Below are 12059 nucleotides of genomic sequence, written 5' to 3'. Positions count from 1 at the left end.
AAAAGTTTATAGATTGTGAATTTCAAGAGCACTGAAAAAGTAAGGAATTTCGTAATTTGCAGATTCAACAGAGTCTGAAGCGTGAACAGCGTTTCTTCCAACATCTGTTCCGTATTTTTTCCTTATAGTTCCTTCTTCTGCTTTTGCAGGGTCTGTTGCTCCGATGATTTCTCTTACCTTTGCGATAGCGTTTTCTCCCTCAAATACCATAGGAACGCAGGGACCTGAAGACATAAAATCTGTTAGCTCATCATAGAAAGGTCTATCTTTATGAACGATATAAAAGCCTTTTGCTTCCTCTTTAGACATGTGAATCATTTTTAAAGCTAAAAGCTTCAGGTCGTTTTCTTGCAGTATTCTTATAATGTCTCCAACAGCGTTTTTCTTTACTGCATCAGGTTTTACAATTACAAGGGTTCTTTCTACAGCCATCTGCTACCTCCAGTTGTTTTGTTGTAGGATTATACACGAAAAAGTTAATGAGAAGTTAATCTATAGTTTAATCAAATCTTTTAATCTGTGAAAGGAAGATTTTGAAGATTTCCATATCTTCAGGAGTTGTGATCTTTATGTTTCTGTAATCTCCTTTTATTGCCACCACTGTGTGTCCGTAGTGTTCCAGAAGGGAAGCGTCATCTGTTCCCCAGAATCCTTCTTCAAATGCTTTCTTGTGGCAACGGTATAGGACTTCATAGTTAAAAAGTTGTGGCGTTTGAACTAAAATAAGCCTTTCTCTGTTTAGAGTTTTTATAACAAGGCTATCATTTCCTTCAAGGTTAGCACCAACCACTTTTATAGTGTCTTTAGGTTTTACTGCCGTTATAACGCCTTCAACTCCGTAATCCTGATAGGCTCCAAAAAGTTCAGATATGAGTTTTTTTGTCACCAGTGGTCTTACACCGTCATGAACGATAACTTCTTTACATTTTCCTTCAATAGCTTTCAATCCATTTAAAACAGAGGACTGTCTCTCACATCCTCCTTTAACTACTGCTTCAACTTTTGAAAAATGTTCAAGCTCTTTTTCCATCTCTTTTATAGCATCTTCCGGTGCAACAACAACAACTCTATCTATAAATTCACTTTTTTCAAAAACTTCAACCGTAAATTGAATAATTGTTTTTCCGTTAACTTTCACAAACTGCTTTTTCTTACCGAATCTCTTTCCTTTTCCGGCTGCAGGGATAATAGCGTATCTCACTTAATTACCTCTTTTGGCTTTATAAATATAATTTTTCCTGAGGATGTTTGAAGAACGTTGTTAACTACACCTTTTACTTTATGTCCTATGTATGCTTTTCCACCGTCAACAACAACCATAGTTCCATCTTCAAGATATCCCACTCCCTGTTCTTTCTCCTTTCCTTCTTTTATTACAAAAACTACAAGCTCTTCACCAACAGCAACAACAGGCTTTAATGCGTTTGCAAGGTCGTTTACGTTTAATATCTCTACTCCTTTGATTGAAGCAACTTTATTAAGGTTGTAATCTGTTGTTATAAGCTTTGCCTTTAGTAACCTACACAGTTCAACGAGTTTGGCGTCAACCTCTTTAATACGGGGAAGGTCTTTTTCGTAAATTTCTACAGGTGGTTTTTTTATTCCTTTAAGATAAGCTACCTGCTCAAGTCCTTTTTTCCCTTTTGTCCGTGTATTAGGGTCTGTTGAGTCTGAAAGATACTGTAATTCTTCAAGAACAAATCTTGGAATAACTATTTTTCCTTCTACAAAACCAAGTTTTATAACTTCAACAATTCTTCCGTCTATCAATGCGCTTGTATCAAGCACTTTTACTGTTGCGTAAAGTCCAGATTCCCCCTTCCATATTTCTGACAGAGGTTTGTCTCCTATAAGTTCAAGAAAAGCAAATCCGAAAAGGTAAGGAAGAGTCAGATAAAGAATCTCCTGAAGGTAAGGAAAATTTGTAAATATTGCATAAAGGGATATTGTGATTCCTTTGGCAAGATAGAGGCCAAGGAAAAAACCTGCGCAGAATACTACAAGTCCCCTGAGTTTGAATTTTTTCTGATGAAATACAAATGTGTAGAGTAAAACTGCCGAGGCTGTTATTAGAATACCAATGAACATTGATTGGGTAGAAGTAAATCCGTAATTTCTAAAAATTAGTGTTGAAACTAAAAGGAGAAATATGAAAAATACGCCTATAAGACGCTGGATATTCATTTACTTTTTACCTCTTTTAAAATTTTCCTGATTTTCTTCTTAATTTCCTTTATATCTTTTCCAAGTGATAAGGCTATCTCTTCGGAGAGTTTTTCAAAAGCATCTTCAAACATTCTTTTTTCTGAGTATGAAAGCTCTTTATCTTTTGTTCTATAAGAGAGATTTCTAACAACAATTGCAAGTTCTTTTATTTCGCCGGTTTTTATTCTATCAACATTAAGTCTATGTCTTACAGTCCATTTGTTGCTTATGTCTGAGGGAACTTCTGCTAAAAAGTGAAAAATCTCTTCTACCTCTTCTTTGCTTAAAACAGGCCTGATACCGGATGTTTCAATTACAGTTTCTGGAACGAGAACAGACATGTTTTTGCCAAGAATCTTGATTCGGAAAAATATTATTTTTTTATCTCCTATCTGTCTTTTCTCTTCTCCCTCAACCACTCCCACTCCGTGGGGAGGATATGCGACCTTATCTCCTACTTTTATCAATTTTCTCTCCTAATGAGGTTTCTTTATGGGAATGTTTTCTTTTTTTGGTTCTCCGTAAGGTACAGGAATATACTGAACAGAACTTGTTAATCCCGGCTGGTAATAAAGTTCCATCAGGTCATAAACTTCATCAGGAACATCAGTTTTTACATTTATCCCTATCTCTTTCAAAACATCAACAGTAAGAGGATAATCGTGAGTCCAATAACCGCAGGTTAAAAGTTCAGCTATCTCCTTTGCCTTATTTTCTTTATATCCTTTGACAAGTAAAATATTTTTAATAGTATTTTTCATCTGGTTTAAGGCTTTCTCGGCAACATCAGCGAGGATTAGAGTTTCATCTTTAAGGTTATCTTTTTTCATTTTAAAGGCTTTTACAATGGATGGAGCCGGGAACTGTCCCAACTGCGGGTCAAGAGGTCCGAGAACAGCATTGGGATCCATTATAACTTCATCTGCAGCAAGGGCTATGAGAGTTCCGCCTGACATTGCGTAGTGGGGTACTATAACTCTCACAGGACTTTTGTGCTTTGTTAAAGCTGATGCTATCTGAGTTGCTGCAAGTGCAAGTCCGCCAGGAGTGTGAATTATAAGATCTATCGGCATATCGTCCGGTGTCATTCTGATGGCTCTTAAGATTCTTTCTGAATCTTCTATTGTTATAAATTTCATAAGTGGAAAACCCATAAAAGCGAGCCTTTCCTGGCGGTGTATCATTGTTATTACTCTTGATTTCCTTTTTTCTTCAATTTTCTTTATAAGTCTTAATCTTGCCCACTCAATGTTTTTTTGCTGGAAGAGTGGCCATAAAGAGAAGAAAATAATTAGAAGCCAGAAAATATCAAAAGGAGAACCTCCCTGCATAAATCACCTCATTTTATAAATTATTATATACTATTTTACCATTTTTAATAGTCAATTTCACCCTTCCTTTAAGTTTTTGGTTAAGAAATGGTGTGTTTTTACTTTTTGAAAATATCATCTCTTCTGTAAGGGTAAACTCTTCTTCCGGATCAAAAATAGTGATATTAGCACGGTTACCCGGTTTTAAAGAACCTATCTCTTTCATGTTTATTACTTTTGCGGGATTGATTGTAAGTTTTTCTACCATCTGGGAGAGGGTGAGGATTCCTTCTCTTACAAGATTTAAGGAAAGGGGCAGAAGTGTTGGAAATCCTATGATACCGTAAGGGGCATTGGTAAATTCCACCATTTTCTCATCTTTTGAGTGGGGAGCGTGGTCTGTTGCTATTACATCTGCAACTCCTTCAAAAAGAGCGTTTTTACACGCTTTAACATCATCTTCTGTTCTTAAAGGTGGAGCCATCTTTGCGTTTGTGTCAAATGTTTTTACGGCCGCTTCTGTAAGAGAAAAATGATGGGGGGTTATTTCACAGGTTACTTTTACTCCTTCTTCTTTTGCTTTTTTGATAATCTCAAGCGCACCTTTTGTTGATACGTGGCAGATGTGAATTTTGGCTCCTGTCATTTTTGCGATCATTATGTCTCTTGCTGTTCCTATCTCTTCAGCTTCAGGTGGTATGCCGGGAATCCCAAGGATTGTAGATAGATAACCTTCATTCATATGGCCACCGGCTGAAAGTGTTTTATCTTCACTGTGACATAGAACAGGAATTCCAAAACTTTTAGCGTAATCAAAGGCGTTTCTTAAAAGTTTTGTATCCTGAGGGACTTCTCCATCATCTGAGACAGCCACAATACCGGCTTCAACCATCTGTCCTATTTCTGCTATCTCTTCTCCTTTAAGACCTTTAGTTAATGCACCTACAGGAAAAATATCACAAAGATTAACTTTTCTGGCTTTTTCTATAATATATCTTGTTACAGAAGGATTGTCATTAACAGGGTCAGTGTTTGCCATGCAGCACAAAGATGTAATACCGCCGGCTACAGCAGAAAGGCTTCCTGTTTCTATATCCTCTTTCCATTCATATCCCGGGTCTCTAAGATGAGTGTGGATATCTATAAAGCCCGGCGTAAGAATTAGACCTTCTACATCAACGATTCTGGATGCCTGACTTTCTGGAATGTTTTTTTCTGTTTTAACTATTTTACCGTTCTCTATTAAAACATCTCTTTTCTCTTCAATGTTTTGGGCCGGGTCAACGATGTAAGCTCCTTTTATCAAAAGGCTGTCCATAAACCTTTCTCCTTACTTTATACTGTGACATCTGATACACTGGTTTTTGTCTTTGGCACTGAAAGCTTTCTGTCCATTGTGACATGCACCGCAGGATTTTCCTTCCCATATTAACTGCATTGTGATTTTGTCATATCCGAATTTCTTTTTAAACAATTCAGGATGGCAGGAAGAGCATTTCTGTTTTTTTACTTTAACGTGATACACATGGCTGAAGACAACATCTCCAGGTGCCCCTTTCTCTTTTGCTTTATAGATAAGGTCTTTGTTTAAAACACCACTCTGACCGCAGGATATAACAAAAAGAAGTGGTAATGTGATGAGTGTAAGTTTACGCATCTATCTCCTCCAGCAGTTTTTCTTTTTTATTACATAGGGTTGTAAGAATGGCCATTCTGATAGCAAGTCCGTTTTCAACCTGCTCAAAAATTACAGATTTTGAAGATGTGATAACATCGTTGTTGATTTCTACTCCTCTGTTTACAGGTCCAGGATGCATTACGATGGCATCTTTTTTCATCATTTCAAGTCTTTTTTTATTGAGTCCAAAAAATTTACTGTATTCTCTGAGAGATGGGAACACTTTTTTTGCGTTAAGTCTTTCAAGCTGGATTCTTAAAAGAATTAATACATCTGCAATCTCTGCAACTTCTTCAAACGAAGATAGAACCTTTACTCCTAAAGCATCAGGATATCTTGGCATCATTGTTGAAGGACCGAATATGAAAAGGTTTGCTCCAAGTTTTTGAAAAAGGATAATGTCAGAGCGGGCAACTCTGCTGTGAACAATATCACCTGCTATTACTATATTCAGCCCTTCAACGGTTTCTTTATTTTCTATTATTGTCATTGCATCAAGGAGTGCTTGAGATGGATGTTCGTGGCATCCGTCTCCTGCATTTACTATTCCTGCATCTATGTAAGGGATTATTGTATTACATGCACCTTCACAGGCATGGCGTAGAACTATTATGTCAGGATGCATCATATCAAGGTTTTTAACGGTATCTATTAAAGTTTCTCCCTTTTTTACACTGCTTGCAGATGCTGAGATGTTGATAACATCTGCTGAAAGAAATTTTCCAGCTTTTTCAAAAGATGTTCTTGTTCTTGTGCTTGCTTCAAAGAATAGGTTAACAACACAGTTGCCTCTTAATGCTGTAAATTTTTTTCTTCCCTTTCTTAAAGCTTCTCTGATTTTAAATCCTGTGTTTATCAGGTTCAGGGCTTCCTCTTTCGTTAGTTCTTTACATGATATAAGGTGTTTCATGCAGTCCTCTTTCTATTAGTTATCAGCTTTTTGAGCAACTTTTATTTTCTTTTCATCTCTTATTCTTGCCGCTAATCCGTGGGCTTCAAGCCCTTCTATATCAGCAAGTAAAGCTGTGAAAGAGGAAACTTTTTCAAAACCTTCTTTGCTTACGTAAAGAATAGAACTTCTTTTAATAAAGTCGTAAACACCAAGAGGGGAAAAGAATTTTGCACTTCCACCTGTTGGGAGAACGTGGTTTGGTCCAAGAAGATAATCTCCAAGAGATTCACATGTATAGTGTCCAAGGAATATAGCACCAGCGTTTTTAATGTTGTCAAGAAGTGCAAACGGTTCCTTTGTGGCGACTTCAAGGTGCTCTGGTGCTATAACATTTGCCACTTCACAGGAATGTTTTACATTTTCGGTTAAAAATACGGTGCCAAAATTCTCTATAGATTTTTTTGCTATCTCTTTTCTTTTTAGTTTCTTAAGAAGTTCGTTTACTTTTTCTACTGTTTCAAAGGCTGTTTTTTCATCGTGGGTTACAAGGAATGAACCAGCAAGTTCGTCGTGTTCAGCCTGAGATAAAAGGTCAACTGCAACCCATTCAGGATTTGCTGTTTCATCAGCTATTATGAGAATTTCACTTGGGCCTGCTACCATATCTATGTCAACCTGGCCAAATAGAAATTTCTTTGCAAGTGCAACGTAGATGTTGCCAGGACCAACAATCTTATCAACTTTTGGAATAGAAGCTGTTCCAAACGCTATTGCCGCAACTCCGTGTGCTCCACCAACTCTGTATATTTCATCAACACCTGATAACTTTGCAGCTACAAGGGAGTAGGGATTAACTTTCAGAGAACCGATAGCAGGTGTCACCATAATAACTTTTTTAACTCCTGCAACTTTTGCAGGCACCGCATTCATAATTACAGAAGAAGGGTATGATGCTTTTCCTCCGGGAACATAGATTCCGGCACTATCAAGGGGAGTAACTTTTTGTCCTAAAACCATTCCGTCTTCTGTCACAAAATAGGAATTCTCTTTCTGATGTTCATGAAATCTTTTTACTCTTTCAACCGCAAGTTTTATAGCTTCAACAGCTTCAGGCTCAACTTTTTTAAAAGTTTCTTCTATTTCTATTTCAGATACTTTTACATTTTCAGGTGTAAGATCAACCCTATCAAATTTTTTTGCATATCCAAAAACAGCAGTATCTCCGTATTTTCTTACATTTTCTATTATTTCAAGAACAGATTGGGCATATTTCCCTTCAAGTCCCTGCCCTCTGTTTTTAATTCTGTTAAGGTCAGGATCACTTTCCCAGTTTGATTTTCTAAGGTCAACTATTTTCATTTATTCCTCCGCTGAAAGTTTATATCCGAGTCTTGGAAGTGTTTTAAGATATTTTCCGTATTGCCCGAGCTTTTTCCTTAATCTGCTTATGTAAACATCAAGGGTTCTTGTATGTTCTTTATGTTCTTTTCCCCAGATTTTTTCAAGTAGTTCTTCTCTTGAGAAAACTTTGTTGGGATTTGATAAAAATGTTTTTAAAAGCTGATATTCGGTTTTTGTCAGCGGTAGACTTTCTCCATCAATCTCAACCTGTTTGGTAGTTTCGTCAAGGGTTATACCTTTAAATTTTAGTTTTTCTTCAGTTGATATTTTCCATCTTCTTGCTATTGCTTTGATCCTTGCGATTAATTCTTTTATACTGAAAGGTTTTGTTACATAATCATCAGCTCCGTAAGAAAAGCTTTTTACTTTTGTGTCTTCATCACACAGGGCAGTTAACATTATTATAGGAGTTTCTTTTGTTTTTTCCTTTTCTCTTAAAGCTTTACATATATGTGTGCCATCTACTCCAGGAAGCATTATATCAAGGATTATTAAATCGTAGGTGTCCTTCAGAGCTTTTTCAAGAGCTTCTTTGCCGTCTTTTACCCAATCAACGATAAATTTCTCTTTCTCAAGATTATACTTGACAACTTCTCCAAGATCTTCATCGTCTTCAACAAAAAGGATTCTCATACCTGCTCCTTTCAAAAGGATACTCAAACAGCAGGTAAATTATACCATCTCATGGAAGTGCTTTGTGAACAACTATTCATCTGTTTAGATTAAAAGAGAACGGAAGCAGTTTTTTCAGTGTATATGAAAGGATTTTATTTTCTGTTGCTACTATGACTTCAAAGTCTTCACTACAGAATTCTGCCATAACCTGTCTACATGCACCGCAAGGGAAAGGTGTACCGTCTGGAGAATATATAAGTATTTTTGAAAAATTTTTTTCCCCTTCACTTATTGCTTTGAATATTGCAACTCTTTCGGCACAAACAGTCAAACCGTAAGAGCTGTTTTCAACATTAACCCCAACAAACTTTTTCCCTGAAATGGTTTCAAGGACGGCTACCACGTGAAAATCTGAGTATGGACAGTAGCAGTGCTTAACATGCTCTTTTGCAAGTTTTAAAAGCTCTTCCATCTAATCTTCCTTTAGTTTCAGTCTTTCTGGAAGGTGTTCTCTATTTACTATATCTTCAAGAGTTTCCGCTTCTCTGATAAGGTCAACTTCTCCGTTTTCACCTATTAAAACTACGTTTGGCCTGTATCTTATAAACTGCATCCACTGGGTAACGTTGTATGCACCTACAGGTGAAAGGATAAGATTTGTTCCCCTTGGTAGAGGAGGAAGATATGCAAGGTCGTCAACAACATCAATGTTCATACATAACGGTCCGTAAAGGATGCAAGGTTCCGAAGGTCCTGTAACATTTCTATCAATCTCAATGTTAAAGTGATACCAGAAAGCTGTAAACAGTATATTAACTCCAGCATCAAGTATGTATCCTTTCCTTCCATCAGGAAGTCTTTTTGTGGCATGAACCTGAGTGATAAGATATCCGGCTTCGTCAACTATGGCTCTTCCACTTTCAATAATAAGCTTGGGAAAATCTCCAGGTCTTAAAGATGAAAGAAGAGCACTGCAGATTCTGTCTGCTATTTCTTCTATTGAAGGAACGGCAACTTCAGGGGGAAGATATACTCCTTTAAGCCTGTTCTTTGACGGGAATCCTCCTCCGACATCTATGTATTCTATTTTTAGTCCAAATTCATCTTCTATTCTGTATGCAAATTCAACCATTTTTTTCACTTCAGTTTCGTATGCTTTAGGTTCAAGAATGAAAGTACCTATATGGCAGTGAAGACCGCATAGTTCAAGTTGCCCGCCGTAGGTTATCCTTTTTACAGCATCAAATGCTTGGCCAGATTCAAGGTTGAAACCGAATCTGCTCCACTGAGGATGAATCCCGGTATCCATATTAAGCCTTATGCCTACCTGTGGTTTTATCCCAAGTTCTGCTGCAACCTCTTCAATATCTGTAATCTCTTCAAAAGTATCAATGTTTATCTTTGCTCCTTCTTTTATCGCTGTTTTGAGGATACTTTTTGGTTTATACGGTCCGTTGAAAATTATCTGATTTCCAGGCACTCCCAACCTTCTTGCTTTTTCATATTCAAACTCGGATACGACTTCAGCTGTTTCTCCTTCATCATGCAGAATTGCGCAGATGGCATCAAGATAATTTGTTTTATAAGACCATGTAAATTCAACATTCGGATATCTTGTGGTGAAAGCTTGTTTTATCTCTCTGAATTTTCTTCTTAATGTCTTCTCAGAAAAGACAAACAGCGGCGTTCCATACTTTTCCACCAGTTCTTTTATAGGTATAGAGTCTATTTCTGTCCTTACTCTTCTTGAAAGCGGATATGCGAAACTGCCAAATTTATTCATCATACCTGTGTGAAGTTTAAATATTGTTGGTTTCTCATAAGGTTTTCTCATCTTTCACCTCTTGTTACTATTTTCTGGAATATGTCCATATCAGTTATAAAGTCATCGGTAAATCTTATGTAAAGTTTCCCAGGAGGATATTCACTATCCCTTGGTGGTTCTTTGCCAAGTGCAGCGTCAAGAAGCCTTGCAGGTAGATTGACTCCAACTCCTGTAGAGAAATAGACCCATGCGGGAAAGCGGGGGTTAACTTCTATAAGATATATATCATCATTTGAAACTATACACTCAAGCTCAAATGCCCCTTTCCATTTTGTTGCTTTTACAAATCTTTCTGCTGCCATAAGCATTTTTTCATGCTTCACAGTTACACCTGTCCAGATTTTCCCAAGAGAAGTTATCCAGAGTTTTTTAATTCCAACAAGTCCAAAATTTTCACCTTCACCATCTCCCACACCGACAACGTTCATCTCTTCACCGGATACAACTTTTTGAACAATTATCGGATAACCCCACTCAGCAGCAATTTTATTAAAGTAGGATGTTGCCTCCTGATAGGTAAAAGCTTTATATGCTTTATAAAAAACTCCTTTAATCATTACGGGAAATTTGAGTTTATTAATCGCTTCTGTAAGTTCTTCGTAAGATGTTACCGTAAAGCTTTCAGGCACTTTTAACCCTATCGTTTCTGCAAGTTCTGAGAGGCTATCCTTTGCCCTTAACCTGAACTGTTTCTTTGTTGGAAGAAATGTTGAAATACCACAGGCTTTTAATTTTTCGGCATTCGCTATGAAAAGTGGTAGTTCAGCATCAAGAGTCGGAATCACAACATCAAGACCTTCAGTCTCCTTTATGTAAAGCAGTCTGTTGATAAATGGTTCTTCTCCTTCAGATGGATAGGGCATTATAAATGTGCGATCTATCAGCCAGTCCATATATACACCAGGTTCCATCGCATCATATGCAAGACCTATTATTTTTGCATCTTTATTAGCTTCTTTGATGCTCTTTATTACACCTATGCCGGGACCCGGATTGTCCACTGCATTAATACCTGATACAGCTACATTAATCATTATACTCCTCCGGTTCAACGAGCCCGAATAGTCTTAATTGTTCTATAAAATCGGTCACATCTCTCATCGCTTCTTCTCTATCAACTTCAAATTCTTGAGTTAAAGTTTCAATTATCTCCTCAACGTTTTTTCCATCTTTAATAAGTTTAAGGATAAAAAGTCCTGTGCCGTTTACGGTGAAACTGTTTCCAGTTTCAGGGTCAAAGATAAATCCCTCATCATTTATAGCCAGCCTGTTAAGCTTACTCATAATCTATCCTCCATATTTACTGTGAAGCTATTATCTGCACAATATCTTTTGGCAGTAGTCCATTCTTTGCTGCCACTGTTCTTAATGTCTCATCAGGCGAAACTATAATGTTATGTTTTGCCAATTTTTCCACACACTCTGTTACAGTTAAACCGTAAGAGATGCATACCTCTTTTACCGTTTTTCTTCCAAATCCCATCCCGGGAGTAAATGTATTTTGTGCTTGATATTTTCCTTTATTAATAATTTTATACAACATTGCAGGAGAAGTGTTATTTTTTATGGCAATTTCTTTTAAAGTTTCATCCGCAGATTCAACTTTTATACCGTTGTTTCTAAGATTTTTAAGTGCAGTTTCTATGGGTATGCCAGTTTTTGTGCAGAACTCTTTAAGTGTCATCAGTTCTGCATGAGGTATTGGAGGTTGATTTTTTATTCCTTTTTCCCAGCTTTCTTTTATCTTTTCCTGAAAAGCTGTTATGAAACTAACAGGTGGAAGGTTGTAGGCTGCAATCAAAAAAACTATACCTGTAACTATCAGTGAAATGATACTTTCTTTCTTTAAAAGATATTTTTGAAGTGGTGTCCAGTTTAATACTATATGCCATATAAGAAAAATAATAAAGATTATCCCGGATATAAGATGGACATTCTCCCATTGAGTTTTTGTCAGACTGAAGAATTTCCAGCCAGTCCAGTTTGCCACTCTACCGTAAGGGACGATAAAAAGAACTATGCTTGAAATTAAAAGAACAAGGAAACTGTAAAATAGTATAAGATCTATCCATTTCCTCTGTTCCTGTTTCTTAAAATTCACTTTTCCCCCCGTAAATCAAAGTTTAGAAAAGG

General features: G+C 36.9%; 15 protein-coding genes. All 15 read right to left on the bottom strand.

Annotation, left to right across the window (positions count from 1 at the left end):
• Nucleotides 1-6 precede the first annotated feature (6 nt).
• Nucleotides 7-432 (bottom strand): nucleoside-diphosphate kinase, encoded by a 426-nt coding sequence (gene ndk / locus CHB58_RS01895; RefSeq protein WP_089322416.1) that lies wholly within the window; start codon nucleotides 430-432, stop codon nucleotides 7-9.
• 67 nt (nucleotides 433-499) lie between these two features.
• On the bottom strand, nucleotides 500-1201 hold the full coding sequence (gene ispD / locus CHB58_RS01890; protein WP_089322415.1) for a 2-C-methyl-D-erythritol 4-phosphate cytidylyltransferase: 702 nt from the start codon (nucleotides 1199-1201) through the stop codon (nucleotides 500-502).
• On the bottom strand, nucleotides 1198-2184 hold the full coding sequence (locus CHB58_RS01885; RefSeq protein ID WP_089322414.1) for a PIN/TRAM domain-containing protein: 987 nt from the start codon (nucleotides 2182-2184) through the stop codon (nucleotides 1198-1200). Before CHB58_RS01885 ends, ispD begins: the two co-directional genes overlap by 4 nt.
• Entirely contained in the window at nucleotides 2181-2672 is a 492-nt protein-coding gene (locus CHB58_RS01880; protein ID WP_089322413.1) for a CarD family transcriptional regulator, read from the bottom strand. Before CHB58_RS01880 ends, CHB58_RS01885 begins: the two co-directional genes overlap by 4 nt.
• A gap of 9 nt (nucleotides 2673-2681) precedes the next feature.
• Nucleotides 2682-3536, bottom strand: a complete 855-nt coding sequence (locus tag CHB58_RS01875) for an SDH family Clp fold serine proteinase (protein WP_089322412.1) — start codon at nucleotides 3534-3536, stop codon at nucleotides 2682-2684.
• A 13-nt stretch (nucleotides 3537-3549) separates the two neighbouring features.
• Nucleotides 3550-4833 carry a dihydroorotase gene (locus tag CHB58_RS01870; RefSeq protein ID WP_089322411.1) on the bottom strand — a complete coding sequence of 428 codons (1284 nt, stop codon included), beginning with the start codon at nucleotides 4831-4833 and terminating at the stop codon, nucleotides 3550-3552.
• A 12-nt stretch (nucleotides 4834-4845) separates the two neighbouring features.
• Nucleotides 4846-5172, bottom strand: coding sequence for a cytochrome c3 family protein (locus CHB58_RS01865; protein WP_089322410.1), 327 nt, complete (start codon nucleotides 5170-5172; stop codon nucleotides 4846-4848).
• On the bottom strand, nucleotides 5165-6103 hold the full coding sequence (locus CHB58_RS01860; RefSeq protein ID WP_089322409.1) for an aspartate carbamoyltransferase catalytic subunit: 939 nt from the start codon (nucleotides 6101-6103) through the stop codon (nucleotides 5165-5167). Before CHB58_RS01860 ends, CHB58_RS01865 begins: the two co-directional genes overlap by 8 nt.
• Before the next feature lie 15 nt (nucleotides 6104-6118).
• Complete coding sequence (gene hisD / locus CHB58_RS01855) at nucleotides 6119-7444, bottom strand: histidinol dehydrogenase (RefSeq protein WP_089322408.1); 1326 nt, start codon at nucleotides 7442-7444, stop codon at nucleotides 6119-6121.
• Complete coding sequence (locus CHB58_RS01850) at nucleotides 7445-8119, bottom strand: response regulator transcription factor (RefSeq protein ID WP_089322407.1); 675 nt, start codon at nucleotides 8117-8119, stop codon at nucleotides 7445-7447. It abuts the gene before it with no gap.
• Between the two features lie 76 nt (nucleotides 8120-8195).
• Entirely contained in the window at nucleotides 8196-8573 is a 378-nt protein-coding gene (gene cdd / locus CHB58_RS01845) for a cytidine deaminase (protein WP_089322406.1), read from the bottom strand.
• On the bottom strand, nucleotides 8574-9935 hold the full coding sequence (locus CHB58_RS01840; RefSeq protein ID WP_089322405.1) for an alanine racemase: 1362 nt from the start codon (nucleotides 9933-9935) through the stop codon (nucleotides 8574-8576).
• Nucleotides 9932-10960 carry an ATP-grasp domain-containing protein gene (locus tag CHB58_RS01835; protein WP_089322404.1) on the bottom strand — a complete coding sequence of 343 codons (1029 nt, stop codon included), beginning with the start codon at nucleotides 10958-10960 and terminating at the stop codon, nucleotides 9932-9934. Before CHB58_RS01835 ends, CHB58_RS01840 begins: the two co-directional genes overlap by 4 nt.
• Complete coding sequence (locus CHB58_RS01830; RefSeq protein WP_089322403.1) at nucleotides 10953-11210, bottom strand: HPr-rel-A system PqqD family peptide chaperone; 258 nt, start codon at nucleotides 11208-11210, stop codon at nucleotides 10953-10955. Before CHB58_RS01830 ends, CHB58_RS01835 begins: the two co-directional genes overlap by 8 nt.
• A 16-nt stretch (nucleotides 11211-11226) precedes the next feature.
• A complete protein-coding gene (locus CHB58_RS01825) occupies nucleotides 11227-12027 on the bottom strand; it encodes a DUF4405 domain-containing protein (RefSeq protein ID WP_089322402.1) in 801 nt (266 codons plus the stop codon).
• Nucleotides 12028-12059: the final 32 nt, after the last annotated feature.

The sequence above is a fragment of the Desulfurobacterium atlanticum genome (assembly GCF_900188395.1).
Taxonomy (GTDB): domain Bacteria; phylum Aquificota; class Aquificia; order Desulfurobacteriales; family Desulfurobacteriaceae; genus Desulfurobacterium_A; species Desulfurobacterium_A atlanticum.
The sequence above is the reverse complement of the archived record's forward strand: the minus strand, read 5'-3'. Positions and strand labels throughout refer to the sequence as shown.